General features: G+C 74.1%; 17 protein-coding genes. 9 read left to right on the top strand and 8 right to left on the bottom strand.

Features of this window, described 5'->3' with window-relative positions; translation table 11 throughout:
- Positions 1 to 34: 34 nt before the first annotated feature.
- The 3 genes from thpR to K2224_RS09725 are packed head-to-tail and all read right to left on the bottom strand — an operon-like array spanning position 35 to position 2,522.
- The gene (thpR, locus tag K2224_RS09735) at positions 35 to 601 is read right to left on the bottom strand and encodes an RNA 2',3'-cyclic phosphodiesterase (RefSeq protein WP_221906183.1); all 567 of its coding nucleotides are present in this window, start codon (positions 599 to 601) and stop codon (positions 35 to 37) included.
- Between the two features lie 55 nt (positions 602 to 656).
- Positions 657 to 2,054 carry an MFS transporter gene (locus K2224_RS09730; protein ID WP_221906182.1) on the bottom strand — a complete coding sequence of 466 codons (1,398 nt, stop codon included), beginning with the start codon at positions 2,052 to 2,054 and terminating at the stop codon, positions 657 to 659.
- A 30-nt stretch (positions 2,055 to 2,084) separates the two neighbouring features.
- Positions 2,085 to 2,522: a MarR family winged helix-turn-helix transcriptional regulator gene (locus tag K2224_RS09725; RefSeq protein ID WP_221906181.1), complete on the bottom strand. Its 438-nt coding sequence runs from the start codon at positions 2,520 to 2,522 to the stop codon at positions 2,085 to 2,087.
- Positions 2,523 to 2,663: 141 nt separating this feature from the next.
- Here K2224_RS09725 and K2224_RS09720 point away from each other — a divergent pair, with 141 nt between their 5' ends.
- Complete coding sequence (locus K2224_RS09720) at positions 2,664 to 2,864, top strand: BrnA antitoxin family protein (protein WP_221906180.1); 201 nt, start codon at positions 2,664 to 2,666, stop codon at positions 2,862 to 2,864.
- A 66-nt stretch (positions 2,865 to 2,930) separates the two neighbouring features.
- Here K2224_RS09720 and K2224_RS09715 read toward each other — a convergent pair whose 3' ends face one another.
- The gene (locus tag K2224_RS09715) at positions 2,931 to 4,400 is read right to left on the bottom strand and encodes an NCS2 family permease (RefSeq protein ID WP_221906179.1); all 1,470 of its coding nucleotides are present in this window, start codon (positions 4,398 to 4,400) and stop codon (positions 2,931 to 2,933) included.
- A 272-nt stretch (positions 4,401 to 4,672) separates the two neighbouring features.
- On the opposite strand from K2224_RS09715, the gene K2224_RS09710 reads away from it, so the two are divergent.
- Positions 4,673 to 4,933, top strand: coding sequence for a DUF2530 domain-containing protein (locus tag K2224_RS09710; RefSeq protein ID WP_221906178.1), 261 nt, complete (start codon positions 4,673 to 4,675; stop codon positions 4,931 to 4,933).
- A gap of 136 nt (positions 4,934 to 5,069) precedes the next feature.
- Positions 5,070 to 7,493 (top strand): cation-translocating P-type ATPase, encoded by a 2,424-nt coding sequence (locus tag K2224_RS09705; protein WP_221906177.1) that lies wholly within the window; start codon positions 5,070 to 5,072, stop codon positions 7,491 to 7,493.
- Between the two features lie 94 nt (positions 7,494 to 7,587).
- Here the strand turns inward: K2224_RS09705 and K2224_RS09700 are convergent, their stop codons facing one another.
- Together K2224_RS09700 and K2224_RS09695 are read right to left on the bottom strand one after the other, a co-directional pair.
- Positions 7,588 to 10,914: a sacsin N-terminal ATP-binding-like domain-containing protein gene (locus tag K2224_RS09700; RefSeq protein WP_221909541.1), complete on the bottom strand. Its 3,327-nt coding sequence runs from the start codon at positions 10,912 to 10,914 to the stop codon at positions 7,588 to 7,590.
- Positions 10,915 to 11,423: 509 nt separating this feature from the next.
- Positions 11,424 to 12,329: a DUF3027 domain-containing protein gene (locus tag K2224_RS09695; RefSeq protein ID WP_221906176.1), complete on the bottom strand. Its 906-nt coding sequence runs from the start codon at positions 12,327 to 12,329 to the stop codon at positions 11,424 to 11,426.
- 404 nt (positions 12,330 to 12,733) lie between these two features.
- Between K2224_RS09695 and K2224_RS09690 the strand changes: the two genes are divergently transcribed.
- From K2224_RS09690 to K2224_RS09675, 4 genes are all read left to right on the top strand, one after another.
- Complete coding sequence (locus K2224_RS09690; RefSeq protein WP_260692446.1) at positions 12,734 to 14,104, top strand: MFS transporter; 1,371 nt, start codon at positions 12,734 to 12,736, stop codon at positions 14,102 to 14,104.
- A gap of 126 nt (positions 14,105 to 14,230) precedes the next feature.
- Positions 14,231 to 14,740 (top strand): hypothetical protein, encoded by a 510-nt coding sequence (locus tag K2224_RS09685; protein ID WP_221906175.1) that lies wholly within the window; start codon positions 14,231 to 14,233, stop codon positions 14,738 to 14,740.
- 52 nt (positions 14,741 to 14,792) lie between these two features.
- The gene (locus K2224_RS09680; protein ID WP_221906174.1) at positions 14,793 to 15,575 is read left to right on the top strand and encodes a futalosine hydrolase; all 783 of its coding nucleotides are present in this window, start codon (positions 14,793 to 14,795) and stop codon (positions 15,573 to 15,575) included.
- Positions 15,572 to 16,423 (top strand): 1,4-dihydroxy-6-naphthoate synthase, encoded by an 852-nt coding sequence (locus K2224_RS09675; RefSeq protein ID WP_221906173.1) that lies wholly within the window; start codon positions 15,572 to 15,574, stop codon positions 16,421 to 16,423. The genes K2224_RS09680 and K2224_RS09675 overlap by 4 nt, the downstream gene beginning before the upstream one ends.
- 53 nt (positions 16,424 to 16,476) lie before the next feature.
- On the opposite strand, the gene K2224_RS41335 is transcribed toward K2224_RS09675, so the two are convergent.
- Positions 16,477 to 16,860 (bottom strand): cold-shock protein, encoded by a 384-nt coding sequence (locus K2224_RS41335; protein WP_018540341.1) that lies wholly within the window; start codon positions 16,858 to 16,860, stop codon positions 16,477 to 16,479.
- 207 nt (positions 16,861 to 17,067) lie between these two features.
- Here K2224_RS41335 and K2224_RS09665 point away from each other — a divergent pair, with 207 nt between their 5' ends.
- Positions 17,068 to 17,325 carry a hypothetical protein gene (locus tag K2224_RS09665; protein WP_221906172.1) on the top strand — a complete coding sequence of 86 codons (258 nt, stop codon included), beginning with the start codon at positions 17,068 to 17,070 and terminating at the stop codon, positions 17,323 to 17,325.
- Here K2224_RS09665 and K2224_RS09660 read toward each other — a convergent pair.
- A complete protein-coding gene (locus tag K2224_RS09660; protein WP_221906171.1) occupies positions 17,283 to 17,948 on the bottom strand; it encodes an HAD family hydrolase in 666 nt (221 codons plus the stop codon). The genes K2224_RS09665 and K2224_RS09660 overlap by 43 nt on opposite strands.
- A gap of 214 nt (positions 17,949 to 18,162) precedes the next feature.
- Here K2224_RS09660 and K2224_RS09655 point away from each other — a divergent pair, with 214 nt between their 5' ends.
- Positions 18,163 to 18,954: an ABC transporter ATP-binding protein gene (locus K2224_RS09655; protein ID WP_221909539.1), complete on the top strand. Its 792-nt coding sequence runs from the start codon at positions 18,163 to 18,165 to the stop codon at positions 18,952 to 18,954.
- The last annotated feature ends 54 nt before the right edge of the window (positions 18,955 to 19,008 follow it).

Here is a 19,008-nt window from a genome sequence, read left to right as displayed (position 1 = left end):
CCGGCCCGGCCCGCCACCGCGCCCGGGGCCGGGCTCAGCCGCCCAGCGGCCACCGCGCGACGGGCGCGTAGTGCGGCTGGGCGCCCGGGACGCCGGGCGCCGGCGGGTGGCTGCGCATCAGCGCCATCTCCTCGACCGTCCAGGGGCTGCCGGCGAAGTCGGCGAGGGCCGCCGCGTACGGCACGAGGTCGAGATGGCCGGTGCGGCTCCGGGCGAGGGTGAGGTGCGGGGTGTACGGGCGGTGCTCGCCCATCTTCAGGCCCATCCGGCGGCCGGCCGCCTCGGCGGCGTCCGCGAGGTGCCGCATCGCCGGCCGGTCGCCGTCCGCGCCGGCCCACACCACCCGGTCGCCGAACCGCCCGCCGCCGGCGATCCGCAGCTCGTAGGGGGCGTGCCGGCCGGCGGCGCGGGCCAATCGCTCGCGGAGTTCGGGCAGGTCCTCGTCGGGCACCTCGCCGTAGAAGGCGAGGGTGAAGTGCCAGCCGTCGTGGCCGGTCCAGCGCAGCCGGTCGGCGTCCGGCAGCTGCTTCAAGTGGCCCACCACCGAGGCGAGTTGACCGAGGGAGGAGTCCGGGGGCAGCACGGCGGCGAAGAGTCTCATGGGGCCAGTGTTGCCCCCGCCTCGCCGCCGTGCCCGGCGGACCGCGCGGTGTGCCTTACGCCGCGGCCGTCAGCTTCTGCCCCGGGGCCTCGTCGCCCACCCCGGCGGCGCGCATGCGCGGCACGAACGCCACATGCTGGTGGCCGCGCCGCAGGTCGATCTTGAGGCGGAGTCCGCCGGACCGGGCCAGGAACAGGCCGACCAGGGCCGCGGCCGCCATGGAGACCACCCCGCCGGCGAGGAAGCCGATCCGCGGGCCGTAGGTGTCGGTGACCCAGCCGACCAGCGGCGCGCCCAGTGGCGTCCCGCCCATGAAGACCATCATGAACAGGCTCATCACCCGGCCGCGCATGGCCGGGTCGGTGGCCATCTGGACGCTGGAGTTGGCGGTGACGTTGATCGTCAGGCCGACCAGGCCGATCGGGGCGAGCAGCGCCGCGAAGACCCAGAAGCCGGGCGCCAGCGCCGCGACGCACTCCAGCAGGCCGAAGACCAGCGCGGCGCCGACCAGCGCCCGCAGCCGGGAGCCGGAGCGGCGGGCCGCGAGCAGCGCGCCGATCAGCGAACCGGCCGCCATCAGCCCGTTGAACAGCGCGTAGGTGCCGGCGCCGGCGTGGAAGACCTTGTAGGTGAAGGCGGTCAGCCAGATCGGGAAGTTGAAGCCGAAGGTGCCGATGAAGCCGACCAGGACGATGGGCCAGATCAGTTCGGGGTGTTGGCGGACGTAGGCCAGGCCCTCCCGCAGCTGCCCCTTGCTGCGCGGGACGCGGTCCGCCTTGTGGAGCTCGGCGGTGCGCATCATCAGCAGGCCGGTGAGCGGGGCGAGGAACGACAGGCCGTTGAAGAGGAAGGCCCAGCCGCTGCCGAAGGCGGTGATCAGCACGCCGGCGACGGCCGGACCGATCAGCCGGGCGGACTGGAAGTTGGCGGAGTTCAGGCTGACGGCGTTGCGCAGGTCGCGCTGCCCGACCATCTCGGAGACGAACGCCTGCCGTGCCGGGTTGTCGACGACGGTGACCAGGCCGAGCAGGAAGGCACCGGCGTAGACGTGCCAGACCTGGACCTGGCCGCTGAGGGTGAGCCCGGCCAGCGCCAGGCCGGTCAGGCCCATCGCGGACTGGGTGCACAGCAGCAGCTTGCGCTTGGCGAAGCGGTCGGTGAGCACGCCGCCGTAGAGGCCGAAGAGGAGCATCGGCAGGAACTGCAGCGCGGTGGTGATGCCGACCGCGCCGGACGAGCCGGTGAGGCTGAGCACCAGCCAGTCCTGGGCGATGCGCTGCATCCAGGTGCCGGTGTTGGAGACCACCTGACCGCTGGCGAAGAGGCGGTAGTTGCGTATCCGGAGCGAGCTGAACATGCCCGTGCGGGCGGGCACGTCCGGTCCGGTGTCGCGGGTGGGGGTGTCGTCGGGGTTCGGTGCGGGGGCGGAGGGTGCTCCGGATCCCGTACTCAAAGTGGGTTCGCCTCCTTCAAGGCCGTGCGGCTACAGCTGTGCGAGTTTCTCCAGTACGGGCGCGGCGTCCCGCAGCTTGGCCCACTCGTCCGCGTCCAGCCCGGAGGCCAGCTCGGCGAGCCAGGCGTTGCGCCGGCGGCGGCTCTCCTCGAGCATCGCCTCGGCCTGTTCGGTCTGGGTGACCACCTTCTGGCGGCGGTCGTCGGGGTGCGCCTCCAGCCGGACCAGTCCCTTGGCCTCCAGCATCGCCACGATCCGGGTCATGGACGGCGGCTGGACGTGCTCCTTGCGGGCCAGCTCGCCGGGCGTGGCGCGGCCGCACCGGGCGAGGGTGCCGAGCACCGACATCTCGGTGGGGCTGAGCGACTCGTCGACCCGCTGGTGCTTCAGTCGGCGCGAGAGCCGCATCACGGCGGACCGCAGGGAATTCACGGCGTCAGCGTCGGCGCCGTTGGACAGTTCCGGCATGGTCTTTAGCATAGCTCATTAGCCTCTCTAAGGAAAGCGCCGGTCCGACCCCTCGCGAGCAGGAACCGGGTATCACCCATATGAGTGAGGACGTCGCGAAAAGCGACACACCTGACCATGCAGTGCGGGGACCGTGTCCGTATGGGATCGGGAGTGCTCAGCCTGCGCATGGACGGGGAGCTGCTGGAGCGCCTTCGGCAGCATGCCGCAAAACGCGGAATGAGCGTCCAGGACTATGTCGTCCGGACGCTCATCCGCGAGGACTTCGATGAACGGCTGTCGAGCTCGGTCGACGCGACCGAGCGGCTGCACGGCTGGGGCCCGGCGCCCAGGCCCTCGTGACGGGTCCCGCCCGTCACCCGACCTCCGCCCCCGGAAGACGGCGCTGCGCGCCGGCCCCCCTGTCGCCTACCTGACCCCGAGCAGCTGCTCGATCGGGTTGAGCAGGAAGTAGACGAGGAAGCAGACCCCGACCGCGTCCAGCAGCCAGGGGATCTCCTTGAAGCGGCCGGTCGCCGTCCGCAGCAGGATGAAGGCGAGCACGCCGATGCCGATGCCGTTGGTGATGCTGTAGGTGAACGGCATCGAGGCGATGGTCAGGAACGCCGGGACGGCGACGGTGAAGTCGCTCCAGTCGATGCCCCTGACGTTCGAGGCCATGATCAGGAAGCCGACGACCAGCAGCGCGGGCGTGGCGGCCTGCGACGGCACGACGGTGGCCAGCGGCGTGAAGATCAGGGCGAGCAGGAACAGCCCGCCGGTGACGAGGTTCGCCAGGCCCGTGCGGGCGCCCTCGCCGACGCCGGCGGTGGACTCCACGAAGCAGGTGTTGGCCGACGCCGAGCCGAAGCCGCCGCCGGCCACCGCGATGCCGTCCACCATCAGGATCCGGCCCATGTTCGGCAGGTTGCCGGTCTCGTTGTCCAGCAGCCCGGCCTCCTCGCCGACGCCGATGATGGTGCCCATCGCGTCGAAGAAGCCGGACAGCAGGACGGTGAAGACGAACAGGCAGCCGGTCAGCACGCCGACTTCCTTGAAGCCGCCGAAGAGGCTGATGTGCCCGATGAGTCCGAAGTCGGGTGCGCCGACGATCCGGTCCGGGACGTTGGGGACGGCCAGCCCCCAGGACGCGTCCGGGATGTGCGCCACCGCGTTGATGACGATCGCGACCACGGCCATGGTGACCATGCCGATCAGGATCGCGCCCTTGGTCTTCCGCACGGTCAGCACGAACATCAGCGCCAGGCCGAGCACGAACACCAGCACCGGCCAGCCCTTGAGCTGACCGCCCTGGCCCAGGCTCAGCGGGACGGTGGTGTGCGCGGCGTCCGGGTTGCGGCTGACGAATCCGGCGTCCACCAGGCCGACCAGCGAGATGAACAGGCCGATGCCGATCGCGATGGCCCGCCGCAGCCCGCCCGGGATGGCGTCCATCACCCGCTGCCGGAGCCCGGAGGCCACCAGGATCATCAGCACCAGACCGGCGAGCACCACCATGCCCATCGCGTCCGGCCAGCTCATCTTGGGTGCGAGCTGGAGCGAGACCACGGCGTTGATGCCGAGGCCGGCCGCGATGGCGATCGGGACGTTGCCCATCACGCCCATCAGGACGGTGCCCAGACCGGCCATCAGGGCGGTGGCGGTGACCAACTGGCCGTTGTCGAGATGGTGGCCGTATTTGTCGACGCCGGCACCGAGGATGATCGGGTTCAGCACGATGATGTAGGCCATCGCGAAGAACGTGGCCAGCCCGCCGCGCAGTTCACGACCGACCGTCGACCCCCGCTCGGAGATCTTGAAGAAACGGTCCAGACCGTTCCTGGGCGGCTGGGGGCCGGGACTCTTCACGGCGTCGGCCGTGGGGGTCGAGGGCGGCATGCAAGACCTCAGTCGTACGGGCCGGGGCAGGCGCGAGCCCGGGGGCCGGGGCGCGCACAGGCGGCGGGAGAGCAACCAATGAACCGGAACAGTCTGGAGGGATCAGATTGGAGGAAGCAACGATCTGAACCAGCCAGTTCCGGAAAGGTTCAGTATGAATAAACAATTCGTTGATCGCTATCTCCGCGCGTAGACCCGCTGTCCGGAGCCCGTGCGCACGCTCCCGGACCGGCCCGGGCCGGCGCCGCCCCCGGCCCCGTAAGCTGACCCCCATGTGGAAGAAGTCCGAACTGCGCGAGGCCCCGGCGCCCCTCGAAGGTCCCGTCGTCGGCACGATCACCGGCGGCACCGTCATCTGGTTCGTGCTCTTCCTCGCCCAGCTGCCCTTCTACGGCTGGTACGCCGACCACCGCCACACCTGGTTCCTGTGGACGTGCCTGGCCGGCGGCGGGCTCGGCCTCGTGGGCATCTGGTACGTGCGCAGGCGGGACGCCGCGATCAAGCGGGCCGCGGCCGCCGCGGACGCCGCCTGATCCACCGCGCCCCACCGACCCTCGGTCGGACGCCGTCCGCACGCCCAGGGTTGCCGCGAAACCGGACAGAAGACCCGGACCACTCCTGTCGACCGCCAGCGGGTGAAGCGGGCAATCCGCCCGTAACGTCTAGGGCATGACGGACCCGGCGCAGACCGAAGTCGAGCAACCGGAGCCCGGCGGCCGCCGGCCCGCCGTCCGCAGCGGCCGGGAGCCGGCACCGCGCGGACTGACCACCGCCGAGGTCGCCGAACGGGTGGCCAGGGGCGAGGTCAACGACGTCCCGGTGCGGTCCTCCCGCTCGACCGCGGACATCGTCCGCGGCAACGTCTTCACCCGCTTCAACGCCATCATCGGCGTCCTCTTCGTGATCATCCTGATCGTCGGGCCGCTCCAGGACGGCCTGTTCGGCTTCGTCATCATCGCCAACACCGGCATCGGCATCCTCCAGGAGCTGCGCGCCAAGAAGACCCTGGACGGCCTGGCCCTGATCGGCGAGGCCCGGCCGACGGTCCGCCGCGACGGGGCCGCCGTGGAGATCCCCACCTCCGAGGTGGTCCTCGACGACGTCATCGAACTCGGCCCGGGCGGCAAGGTGATCGTCGACGGCGAGGTGCTGGAGAGCGACGGTCTGGAGATCGACGAGTCGCTGCTGACCGGCGAGGCGGACCCGGTGGTGAAGAAGCCGGGCGATCCGGTGATGTCCGGCAGCTTCGTCGTCGCCGGCGGCGGCGCGTTCACCGCGACCAAGGTGGGGCGGGCGGCGTACGCGGCACAGCTCGCCGAGGAGGCCAGCCGGTTCACCCTGGTCCACTCCGAACTGCGCACCGGCATCAGCCGGATCCTCAAGTACGTGACGTGGATGATGATCCCGACCGCGCTCGGCCTGATCCTCAGCCACCTGCTGACGCTGGGGCTGCCGGCCGACGCCGCGGTCCGCCGGATGGTCGCCGGGATCGTGCCGATGATCCCCGAGGGGCTGGTGCTGCTGACCTCGGTCGCCTTCGCCATCGGCGTGGTGCGGCTCGGCCGCAGGCAGTGCCTGGTGCAGGAGTTGCCGGCCATCGAGGGCCTGGCCCGGGTGGACGTGGTCTGCCTGGACAAGACCGGCACCCTCACCGAGGGCGGCATGGACGTCGGCGAGGTGCGGCCGCTGGACGGCCAGGACCCCGACCGCGTCCGGCGGGTGCTCGGCGCCTTCGGCGCGTCCGACCCGCGCCCCAACGCCTCCCTCCAGGCCGTCGTCGACGCCTGCCCGGCGCCCGACTCCTGGCGGTGCACCGGCACCCTCCCGTTCTCCTCGGCCCGGAAGTACAGCGGCGCCGCCTTCGAGGAGCCCGGCGGGGAGCGCTCGTCCTGGCTGCTCGGCGCGCCGGACGTGCTGCTGCCCGGCGGTGACCCGCTGCTGCCGGAGATCGACCGGCTCAACGCCCAGGGCCTGCGCGTCCTGCTGCTGGCCCGCGCCGCCCGCCCGCTGGACCACCCCGACGTCGCCCGCGAGGGGCGGCCGACCGCCCTGGTCGTCCTGGAGCAGCGGCTGCGCCCGGACGCCCCCGACACCCTGCGCTACTTCGCCGAGCAGGGCGTCCAGGCCAAGGTGATCTCCGGTGACAACGCGGTGTCGGTGGGGGCGGTCGCCGGCAAACTGGGGCTGCCCGGCGCCGACGCGCCGGTGGACGCCCGGCAGCTGCCGCACGACGACCCGGAGGCGCTGGCGACGGCCCTGGAGGAGGGCGCCGTCTTCGGCCGGGTCACGCCGCAGCAGAAGCGGGACATGGTCGGCGCGCTACAGTCCCGCGGCCACCATGTGGCGATGACCGGCGACGGCGTCAACGACGTGCTGGCCCTCAAGGACGCCGACATCGGCGTGGCCATGGGCTCCGGCTCCGAGGCGACCCGGGCGGTGGCCCAGATCGTGCTGCTGAACAACAGCTTCGCCACCCTGCCGTCGGTGGTCGCCGAGGGCCGCCGCGTGATCGGCAACATCACCCGGGTCGCCACCCTCTTCCTCACCAAGACCGTCTACTCGGTGCTGCTGGCCATCCTGGTGGCCTGCTGCCAGATCCCGTACCCGTATCTGCCCCGGCATCTGACGCTGCTGTCGACGCTGACCATCGGCGTGCCCGCCTTCTTCCTGGCGCTGGCGCCCAACAAGGAGCGCGCCCGTCCGCACTTCGTCCGCCGGGTGATGCGCTACGCCGTCCCCTCCGGCCTGATCACCGGCCTCGCGGCCTTCGCCACCTACCTGTTGGCCCGCATCCACTACACCGGCCCGGACTCCCTCGCGGCCCAGACCAGCGCCGCCACCCTGACCCTCTTCCTCACCGCCCTGTACGTGCTGGCGATCATCGCCCGCCCGTACACCTGGTGGCGGATCGGGCTGGTGCTGCTGATGGGGCTGGGGTTCCTGATCGTGCTGGTGACGCCGTGGCTCCAGACCTTCTTCGAACTGCGGCTGGTGGGGACGACGATGCCGTGGGCGGCGGTGGCGATCGCCGCGGTGGCGGCGCTGCTGCTGGAGGTCGCCTGGCGGTGGGTGGGGCGGCGCTTCCCGGCATGAGCCCGGGGCACCGCCCGCACACGGCGGCGGCCGCCGGACACCACCGTCCGACGGCCGCCGCGCCGCTCCCGTCACACCCCTACGGGCCCCGGGCTCAGTCGAACCAGCGCGCCCGGGCCAGCTCGTCGCGCCGCTCCGGGTCCTCCAGCAGCGCCGCGACCTCGAAGCGGCGGGGCCACTGGCCGGCCGCCCAGGCCAGGCCGGCCGCCACGCCCTCCAGCGTCGCGGCGTGCAGGGTGCCGTCCGGCGTCCACCGCCAGTCGAGTTCGACGCCGTCCTCGGTGCCCTCGGGGCCGTCCACGAGCAGTTCCTCGTGCTCGACGTACGTGTCCGGGGTGTCCGGGCCGAGCAGGGCGCGGACCGCGTCCGGGACGTCGTGGGCGGTGCCGTCCGAGCGGACCTCCGCGGCGACCGCCTCGCTCAGCCGCCGCACCTGGAACAGCTCGGCCAGCTCCGCGGCGCGGGCCGGCCGCACCGGCAGCAGCGCCCGGCCGCCCGCCAGCGGCATCAGATCCGGTGCGTCCGCGACCAGCGCGTCCGCCGCGTCCACCACCCGGATCATGCCCACCCGTCGCCCGCCACCACCCTCCATCGGAAGCCCTTCGGGCCCCACAACGACCGCCCGCAGCTCGTCGGGCAGCGTCACCCGGTCCGGGTCGAGGTCCGTCAGCAGGCCGTAGAGCGCGTGGAGTTGGGCGATCCCGACGTGGTGGTCGGGGTCGGCGAGGCGGGCCAGCAGCTCGGCCGCGCCGCCCGGCTCCTCCAGCAGTGCGTCCACCGAGGTGCGGACGCCGAGGGCGCGCAGCACCTGGGCGTCGACCCGGCCCGCGTCCGCCGCCTCGTACAGCCCGGCCAGCAGCGGGTCGCCGCCCGCGGCGCGCAGCCCGGCGGGGCGGCGCCCGTCCAGCACCGGGTGGCCGCGCAGCCACCACGCGGTGTACGGCCGCACCGACTCGGTGGTGCCGTCCGGCAGCAGCACCCGCACCGGCGCGGTCAGGGCGTCCCGCAGCGGCGGCTCGGAGAGCATCTCCAGCACCCTCGGCCAGGCACCGTCGGCCACCAGGTCGAGGTCGCGGACGGCGACGAGTTCGGTGACGACCGGGGGGACCGGGGTGTCGGGGAGGGTGTCGAGGATGTCCTCGCACCAGACGTCGACGGCGTCCAGCAGCCCGGCGTCGTCCGGCTCGGGGAAGTCGCCGTCCCGCGGCTCCAGTTCGTCCGGGTCGAGCACCACGTCGTTGGCCCGGACCAGGGCGAAGGTGGCCAGCACCCCCACCGCGGTGAGCGGCTGCTCACCCCACCGATCGGCCAACTCGGCGTCGCAGGCGGCGAGTTCGCCCTCCCGGATCACCTGCTCGAAGTCGCTGCCGGGGAATACCAGTTCGCCCGCCGGCGCGAGTTCGCCGTCCTCGTCGGGCAGCGCCAGTGCGGCCAGCCAGGGTTCGTCGCCGGGTGCCAGCTCGGCGTCCCGGACCAGCCCGAGGACCGCCTCGGCCAGCTCCTCGGCGCCCAGCGGCACCCCGGCGCCCGGCGCCAGCTCGTCCTCGAAGACGTCGTAGGCGTCCTCGTCGGCGTCCAGCGAGTGGGCGACCGCAGCGCGTACCTGAGGGGTCGTCAGTACGGCGCGGGGTGCGGCCGGGGTGGCCCCGAGCTTCTCCAGGAGCGGGTGCACCGCGTCCGGGTGGGCGACCTTGAGCCCGAGCCGGGTGAGGGTGCGGTGCCGGTCGGCGGACTCGCCGTCGGCGTCCGCGCCGCCGGGCAGCGGCAGCAGTACCTGGCGCGGCCCGATGGCGGTCCGCCCGCCGTCCGCCAGCGGCACCGGAAGGCCGCTGAGCCGGTCCGGGTCGGTGCCGGCCAGCGCGTCGTAGAGCCGCCGCCACCACTCCGGCGCGCGCTCCACGCCCGCCAGCCGGTCGATCATCTCGGTGAGCGGCACCCGCGCCACGCCCAACGCCCGCAGTTCCGGGCGCCGTTCGAGGCCGGCCGGCAGCAGGCTGGGGAACAGCTCGGCCAGTACGCCGACGGTCGCCGCGCCGGCGCCCTCCAGCAACTCGGCGTCCACCGGTCGCAGGACGTACCGCTCACGGCCCTCGCCGTCGTCCCACGTCTCGTCCTCCGCCGCCCGGCCGTCCTCCGCACCGCCGTCCGCGCCGTCGCCGGACGCGGCCCGCGCCGCGCTCGGCAGGAACCGCACCCGTGGCAGCAACTCCACCACCTGGCGCCGGAGTTCACCGTCCAGCCAGCCCTTGCCAAGCGGCCCCGGGACGAGGTCCAGAGTGCCGGTCGCCACCGGCTGCCAGTCGCCGAGCAGCCCCGCGTACGCGGCGGCCGCCCGGCCCACCAGGAAGTCCGCGAGCGGGCCGGGCGCGACATGGCGCCGGGTCGGCTCCAGCGGGAACGAGGCGATCAGCAGCGCGGGCAGCCCCAGCGGTTCGTCGGTCGGGGTCGGCGCGTGCAGCGCCGGTACGGTGCCCGGCCGCGCCGGCGCACCGGCCTCGTCCACCGGCACCGCCCAGGTCACCGACCAGAACGGCCGCAGCCGCTCCTCGACCGGCCGGTCCGCCAGCAGCGCCCGGTCCAGCGGACCGCCGTCGGTCACCACCCGCCACCGGGTGGCCCCCCGCTCGCTGTCCTCGATCAGGACGTACGCGTCGCCCGCACCGTCCTGACGACGCGTCAGTACCCGGCGGCCCTCCGGTGTCTCCACCACGACCTCGGCCAGCCCCGGCAGGGTCAGCAGCAGCGCCGCGTCGATCCCGGCCAGCAGCCGCTCGGCGAGGTCCTGTGCGGCGCCGTCGCGCAGCGGCAGCATCACCGCGGTGTCGTAGCCGTCCGGCGCGGTGCCCTCCGCGGGCAACGGCAGCCGCAGCAGCGGGACGTGGCCCTCGCGGCGGCGCAGCTCACCGCCCAGGCCGGGGCTGTGCGCGGCCACCGCCTCGGTCAGCTCCCGGGCCTCGGCCAGCGACCAGCGGACGCCGCCGGTGCGGCCCACCAGCGCCGGTTCGTCGCTGACCGCCAGCACCGCGGCGAACCCGACGCCGAACCGGCCGACCGCGCCGGCCGCCACGCTCGGTTCCCGTTTGGCGGAGGCACGGAGGGTCGACAGCGACTCCACGCCGGTGGCGTCCACCGGGGCACCGGTGTTGGAGGCGACGAGCACCGCGGGCGCGCCGCCGTCGGCGGCGTGCAGGGTCAGCCGCAGCCGGCCCGGGACGCCGGCGCGGGCCGCCGCGTCCGCCGCGTTCTGCGCCAGTTCCACGGCGAGCCGGTCGCGGTAGCCGCCGAGCGCGAGGTCCTCCTCGGCGTTGGCGTCCTCCCGAAACCGGGCCGGCGAGGCGGCCCAGGCGTCGAGCACACCGCGCCGCAACCGGGCCGTACCGAACGGGTCGGCGCCCTCGTCCGCGCCCCGCACCCACGGCATTCCTGCCACGTTTCTCGTCTCCCTCGTCAGAACGTTCTGTCCCGACGGTACCCCCACGTTGGCGGCTTTCCCGCCGTGGTGGATTTCCGCCTGCGGCGGAGGGGTCCGTGTGGGGCGGGGCCCGCCTCTGTTGTGTGGTGGGTGACGGGTGCGGGGCCTCCGGGGTGGGTGTTCGGACTGCTGCGCTTTACGTCCGAACACCCACCCCTGCGGCCACACACCCTCCCGTCCGACGGCGGCGATCCCCGCCCCTGGAGGGTGAAGGAGAGGTCAGGGGTGCTCGCGCATGAGCAGAGCTTCTGGTCTCGGGGCCACCACGACGGCCCCGTCTTTCCCCCCACCCCACCGGGCGGGAGCCCCTTACCTACGGGAGGGTGCCTGTGGGGTGGGCCGTAGGGGGTGGGTTGTCGGACGTAAAGCGCAGCAGTCCGACAACCCACCCCCGGAGGACCACCCCACAGGCACCCGCACCCACCACCAAACGGGGGCACCCCGCCCGACCAGAACCCCTAGCTGTGACCCAGCTCCTCGGCAGGGCCGCCGTCCTCGACGGAGCCCCCGTCCGCCGCGGGACGGATCGAGACCGCCTCGACCACGGTCTCGTCGAGTACCGGCTCGGGCGGCCGAGGAGGCTTCGGCATGACGGCGGCCTCCGAGTGGGCCCCACAGCCGTAGGAGAGCGAGACGACGCGGCCGTCGGCCGGCGAGAACTCGTTGGCGCAGACACCGAACGCCTGCCGCAGGGAACCGGCGATCGGCGTGAGGAAGCCGCAGCTCACACAAGTGGCGGGGGCCGCCTGGGCCATCGGGGTCTTGGGGCCGAAGGCGTCTTCCCAGCGGTCGGCGGCGGCGTGCAGGCCGTAGCGGGACAGGACCCGGGCGCGGGCCATGCCCAGCTCCTCGGCGACCGCGGCGAGGCCGCCGCGGGCGGGCGCCGGCTGGGCCGCGGGCGAGCCGGGGACGACGACCGCCTCCTCGGTGTCGGCGACGTCGGCGGCCATGCCCTCGGCCACCGGGGAGTTCGGCAGCGGGGTGTCCTCACCGCTGAAGCCGGGCTCCAGCCGCAGGTCGTCGGCCTCGGTGGGCAGCAGGTCGCCGGGGCCCATGTCGCCGGGGCGCAACCGCTCGCTCCAGGGCACCCACTCGGGGGCCATCAGGGCGTCGGGGCCGGGCAGCAGGACCGACTCGTCGAGGGTGACGACCTTGGCGCGGGAGGCGCGGGCGACGGTGACGGCCCAGCGCCAGCCGCGGTAGCCCGGTTCCCTGCAGTCGAAGAGGTGGGTGACGACGCGGTCCGCCTCGGCGACGGCATCGATGTGCTCGCCGACCATGCCGGGCGTGGCGACCTCTTCGGCCGCCGCGCGGGCGAGGTCGATGGCCTCGGCGCACAGGCGGTCGGGGGTACGGCTTCGCATCGCAGCACTCACAAGAATCGATTCTCTCTTCCACGCCGTCTCACGAGCGCGCCAGCCGGGGCTGTCCTGGTCCTGTCCGGACGACCGGCGGGGGCCGGGGCGGGCGGAGCGGACCTGGGGACCGCGTCGACGTCCGCGCCCGGCTGGTTCGTTCGGTCGAGCGCACCTCTTACGTCCTATTCTGCGCGATCGCAGGGAAATGAGGTACGCGGCCGAAACAGACCGCCGGTGGCGCTCTGGACACGCTACCCCTTCAACGCTGCACGACCCCTCGGCGGGAGCAGCAAATCTCCCCGACCGTGACCGGGTGGGTATGCCGCGGTGCCCGCCGGGCGGCCGATGCGCCCCGCCCGGAGCCGGGGAGAAAACACCCTCTTCGGGGCGAGTTGGGGCAGTATGACCGGGTGGGTGGCGTCAGCAAGTCGAAGGCTCGCCGGGCGGGCCGGGCGGCCGGGCGCGCGTTGCACCGGCCGCTGGCCGGCGCGGCCCGGGGGCTGCGGCGCGCCACCCATGCGCAGGGCGCGGGCGAATCGGGACTGGCGCAGCTGATCGAGCTGCACGCGGTGAACTCCGCGGGCGACATGATGATCACGGTCGCGCTGGCCTCGACGGTGTTCTTCTCGGTGCCCACGCACGAGGCACGGGGCCGGGTGGCGCTGTATCTGGCGGTCACCATGGCGCCGTTCGCGTTGCTGGCGCCGGTGGTGGGGCCGCTGCTGGACCGGTTGCCGCACGGCCGCCGGGCGGCGATGGCCGGCTCGATGCTGGCCCGCGCCGTGCTGGCGCTGACGATGTCCGAGGCGGTGGCCGGCGGCGGACTGGAGCTGTATCCGGCCGCGCTCGGCGTGCTGGTGTCCTCGAAGGCGTACGGGGTGGTGCGCAGCGCCGTGGTGCCGCGGCTGCTGCCACCGCGCATCTCGCTGGTGAAGGCCAACTCCCGGGTGACGCTGGCCGGGCTGCTGGCCACCGGGGTGGCGGCACCGTTGGGCGCCGGGCTGCATCTGATCGGGCCGGCCTGGCCGCTGTACGGGGCCTGCGGGGTGTTCGGGGCCGGAACATTCCTGTCGTTCTCGCTGCCGCACGCGGTGGATTCGGGCAAGGGCGAGGCCCGGGCGCGGCTGGCGTCCCGGGACGGCACGGTGCACGGCGCGGCGCCGGGGCGGCGGCCGGGACTGCGGACGGTGGGCCCGTCCGTGCTGCACGGCCTCCAGGCCAACGCCGCGCTGCGCTCGCTCTCCGGTTTCCTCACCCTCTTCCTGGCGTTCCTGCTGCGCGAGCACCCGTTGGGCGGGCTGGGGCCGGCGGTGTCGCTGGGGCTGGTCGCGGTGGCGGCCGGGGCCGGGAACGCGCTGGGCACGGCGACCGGCGCCTGGCTGAAGGCGCGCGGCCCGGAGCAGATCGTCGCGGCGGTGCTGGGGCTGGCGCTGGGCGCCACGGTGCTGGCGGCGCTGTTCTACGAGGTGCTGGCGGTCGTGGTGGTGACCGCGGCGGCGGCCACCGCCGGACTGTGCCAGGCGCTGGGGAAGCTGTCGCTGGACGCGATGATCCAGCGGGACGTGCCGGAGGCGGTGCGGACCTCGGCGTTCGCCCGCTCCGAGACGGTGCTCCAGCTGGCCTGGGTGGTGGGCGGGGCGCTCGGGATCGCACTGCCGCTGATCGGCACGCTGGGCATGGCGGTGGCCGCCGGCCTGGTGGCGGTGGGTGTCGCGGTGACCGTGCGGGGGCTGCTCGGCGCGGCCCGGCGGGGCGGCCGGCCGGCGCCGCGGGTGGTGTGAGGCGCCCCGACGCGGCCCCCGACGCGGCCCGGCACAGCCCCTGATGCGGCCCCGTGCGGCACTCCCCCGAGCGGCGCGCCGCACCCGGGCGTGGCGTGCGCCGGAGCGCCCGATAGCCTGCCCCGTATGACCGCTGCGTTGATCTCCCGGGGCAAGGGCCGCCGCGCCGCCGCTGCCCTCGGTGCCGTGACCCTGGGCCTGCTCACCCTCTCCGCCTGCCAGCAGCCGACCTCGCTGGCGACCGTGACCGTCGGCTCGGACACGGTGACGGCCGAGGTGACCCCCGGATGCGACGGCAACGGCAAGTCCCTCGACAAGAAGACCGTGCAGGAGTGCATCTCCAAGAAGGGCGGCAAGACGATCACCGTCCGCCCTGGCGAGCGGATCCGCGTGGGCGTCGACCCGAAGGTGGCCAAGGCCGGCTGGTTCGCCGTCGGCGGCGGCCCGGTGATGGCCGCCCCCAGCACCGACACCTACCGCACCTTCAGCACCGACGAGCTGTTCAAGGCCGTGAACCCGGCGACCGGGCAGAGCGAGTCGCTGCGCGACGTCACCCTGATGATCGCCGAGGCCGGCAGCTCCGAGGGCGCCGGCCCGACGGCCCTGTGGCACTTCGACCTCAAGCTGAAGGACTGAGCGCGCTGAGCGCGGCGGCCCGGGACCGGCGGCGCGCGGCGGACGGCCTCTGATGCGGACGCTGGTCGTCACCGCGGTGGCCGCCGAGCGCGACGCGGTGTGCGCGGCCGCCGGCGGCCACACCGCCCGGCCGCTGCCCGGCGGCTACACGCTGCCCGGCGGCTACGCGCTGCACCGCGCGCCCGACGGGTCGCCGGCCCCGGACGTGCTGGCCGCCGGCGTCGGCCCGGCCGCCGCGGCCGCCGGCACCGCCACCGCGCTCACCGCCGCCGACCTGACCGGCGCCCCCTACGACCTGGTGGTCTCGGCCGGCATCGGCGGCGGGTTTTCCCCTTCCGCGCCGCTGGGTTCGGTGGTCGTCGCGGACGCGATCGTCGCCGCCGACCTGGGGGCGGAGACCCCCGACGGCTTCGTCCCGGTCACCGAACTCGGCTTCGGGACCACGGCGCACCTTCCCGACCCGGCGCTGGTCGCGGCCCTCGTACGGGCCACCGGCGGGGCGGCCGGGCCGGTCGTCACGGTCTCCACGGTGACCGGCAGCGCGGCCCGCGCCGCCGAGCTGGCGCGCCGTCACCCCGGCGTGCTGGCCGAGGCGATGGAGGGTTTCGGCGTCGCCGAGGCGGCCGCCGCGCACCGCCTGCCCGTCCTGGAGATCCGCACGATCTCCAACGCGGTGGGCCCCCGGGACCGCGCCGCCTGGCGGATCGGCCCCGCCCTCGCCGCGCTGACCGACGCCTTCCGCATGTTCCCCGGAGCCCTGGCGGACCTCCCCGTGGCGACGACGCTCCCCGGGGCTCCGACCACACCGCCCGACATTCCCCGGAGGACCCCGTGACCCGGCCGCTGTCCATCGCCTACTCCCCGTGCCCGAACGACACCTTCGTCTTCGACGCCCTGGTGCACGGCCGGGTCCCGGACGCGCCGGAGCTGGCGGTCACCCTCGCCGACATCGACGTCACCAACGGCCTGGCCGAACGCGGCGAGCTGGACGTGCTGAAGGTGTCGTACGCGGTGCTGCCGTGGGTGCTGGAGGAGTACACGCTGCTGCCCTGCGGCGGGGCGCTCGGGCGCGGCTGCGGCCCGCTGGTGCTGACCCGCGGACCGGGTGCGGCGGCGGACCTGGCGGGGAAGACGGTCGCGGTGCCCAGCGAGCGGTCCACCGCGTACCTGCTGTTCCGGCTGTGGGTGGCGGACCAGGTGCCGGGCGGCGTCGGCGAGGTCGTGGTGCTGCCGTTCCACGAGATCATGCCGGCGGTGCGGGACGGCAAGGTCGACGCGGGCCTGGTCATCCACGAGGCCCGCTTCACGTACCAGGACTACGGGCTGCACTCCCTGGCGGACATGGGCGAGCACTGGGAGCTGACCACCGGGCTGCCGATCCCGCTGGGGGCGATCATCGCCAAGCGGTCGCTGGGCGAGCCGGTGCTGCGCCGCCTGGCGGAGTCGATCCGCACCTCGGTCCGGATGGCCTGGGACGACCCGGAGGCGTCCCGGCCGTACGTCCTGGAGCATGCCCAGGAGTTGGACCCGAAGGTGACCGACCAGCACATCGGGCTGTACGTCACGGAGTTCACCGCCGACCTCGGCGAGGACGGCTACGCCGCGGTGCGCGGGCTGCTCACCCGCGCCGCGGCCGAGGGGCTGGTGCCGCCCCTCGGCCGCGATGCGCTGGCGTTCCTCTGACGGATCCGGTGCGACCGCCCGCCGCTCCCGAGGGGGCGCGGGCGGGGCCGGCTTCAGACGTCGAGCTGGTCGGCGACCGCCCGCAGCATGCCGGCGATCTTGGCGCCGTGCGCCTTGTCGGGGTAGCGTCCGCGCTCCAGCTGCTGGGTGACGTTCTCCAGCAGGGTGGTGAGGTCCTGGACGATCGAGGCGAGTTCGTCGGGCTTGCGGCGCTGGGCCGCGGCAACCGAGGGGGCCGGATCGAGGAGGATGACGCTCAGTGCCTGGTCACCGCGCTGGCCTGCGACGACACCGAACTCGACGCGCTGGCCGGGCTTGAGCGCGTCCACGTCGTCGGGCAGTACCGACGAATGTACGAAGACGTCACCGCCGTCGTCGCGGGAGAGAAAGCCGAAGCCCTTCTCGCTGTTGAACCACTTGACCTTGCCGGTAGGCACGTCTGTCCTCGTCCTCGTACTCGTCGGGAATGCTGACTGGTCGGCCGCGGGTACGTGGGGAGCCGCGGCGCTCGGTGAAAAGGGGTCTGGATAACAGTGCAGCGGGCCACCGAGCCCGCCTCCCCCAAGGCTAATGGTCCGGGGCCCGGTGACAAGACGTCGCCGGGGGGATCCTCTGCGCTTCCGGCCCGGACTTACCCTGGTCAGGTGTCTGATGAAACGCCCCAGGCCGGGGATCTGCTGGTCCGAATCGGCGCGATCGTGTTCCTAGTTGGCGCACTGGCCACTCTCGTCACGGTGCTACCGCTGTTCCTCGGTACGAAGCCGCTGCCGTGGGAGTTCTACTGGGTGTCCATGCTGATGGGCGCCGGTTTCCTGATCGCGGGCGGCGGAGTGCTGCGTTCCGTGGCGGCCCAGCGCCGTCAGGCGGAGGCGGCGTCCCCGTCCGGGCCGCCCGGCGTGTAACGATCCGGATTCGCTGCGTAACGATCCAGCCACGCCGGGAAGGCCGTCAGGTCGTCGAGCACCACCTGGGCGCCGGCGGCCCGCAGTTCGTCGGCGTCGCACGGGCCGGTGGCGACCGCGACGGACAGCGCCGCCGCCGTCCGGGCGCCGCGCACGTCGCCGGTGTGGTCGCCGACGTAGACCCGTGCGCCGTGCTCGCGCAGCGCCACGGCCTTGGCCTCCGCCCACAGCGAGCCGACCACCGCGTCCGCGGCGATGCCCAGGTGGGTCAGGTGCAGCTTGGCGTTGGGCTCGAACTTGGCGGTGACGACGACCGCCCGGCCGCCGGCCGCGTGCACCGCCTCGATCGCCTCCCGGGCGCCCGGCATCGCCGGGGTGCCGGCGACGGCGTGCGCGGGGTACAGCTCCCGGTAGAGGGCGCTGACCTCCGCCACCCGCTCCGCGGGGAACCACCGGCGGATCTCCTCCTCCAGCGGCGGCCCGAGCCGCGTCACCGCGGCGTCGGCGTCGACGTACGTCCCGGTGCGGGCGGCGAGCGCCTCGTAGGCGGCCTTGATGCCGGGACGGGAGTCGATCAGCGTCATGTCGAGGTCGAACCCGACGGTCAGGGGGTGCGCAGCCATGCCTGCCATTGTGCCTGCGGCTGCCGCGCACGCTGATCGGGCTGCCGGTGGGTGTGCTGACCGCCGCGGTCGGCGCCCCGTATCCGATCTGGCTGATCATCAGGGGCCACCGGTCCGGTGGCCGGACCACAGGAGGAAACGCGTGACCGGTACCGGCACCCCGCGGCCCGCGGCCGAGACGGAAACCGCCGCCGCCCAGGAGACCGCCGCCCGTCTGGCGGCCCGCGATCTGACCCTCTCCTACGAGGAGCGCACGGTCGTCGAGGGCCTGGACCTGGACGTGCCCGACGGCGCCGTCACCGTCGTCGTCGGCCCCAACGCGTGCGGCAAGTCGACGCTGCTGCGCGCCCTGGGACGGCTGCTGCGGCCGCGGCGGGGCGTCGTCCTGCTGGACGGGACGGACCTGGCCCGGATCCCCACCCGGAAGATCGCCCGGTCGCTCGGTCTGCTGCCGCAGACGCCGGTCGCACCGGAGGCGATCACCGTCGCCGACCTGGTGGCCCGCGGCCGCCAGCCGCACCAGCGCTGGTGGCAGCAGTGGTCGGCGGAGGACGAGCGGGCGGTCGCCGAGGCGATGGCGCGCACGGACGTGACGGCACTGGCGGACCGCCCGGTCGACGAGCTCTCCGGCGGCCAGCGCCAGCGGGTCTGGATCGCCATGGCACTGGCCCAGGAGACCGACCTGCTGCTCCTGGACGAGCCGACCACCTATCTGGACATCGCCCACCAGGTGGAGGTGCTGGACCTGGTGCGGCAGCTCAACCACGAGCGCGGCCGGACCGTCGTCGCCGTCCTGCACGACCTCAACCAGGCCGCCCGCTACGCCGACCACCTGGTGGCCATGAAGGCCGGCCGGATCGTCGCCCAGGGCCGGCCGGGGGAGGTCGTCACCGCCGACCTGGTCCGGGAGGTCTTCGGGCTGAACGCGGTGGTCGTACCGGACCCGGTGACCGGCTCGCCCCTGGTGGTGCCGGGCCGTCCCTGGGAAAGGGAACCTCGGCACTGACGTCCGCCCCCGGGGCCCCGGCCCCGCCGAACACCCAGCCGCCGAGCCGAAAGG

The organism is Streptomyces sp. BHT-5-2, assembly GCF_019774615.1.
In the GTDB taxonomy this organism is placed as follows: Bacteria; Actinomycetota; Actinomycetes; order Streptomycetales; family Streptomycetaceae; genus Streptomyces.
The sequence above is the reverse complement of the archived record's forward strand: the minus strand, read 5'-3'. Positions and strand labels throughout refer to the sequence as shown.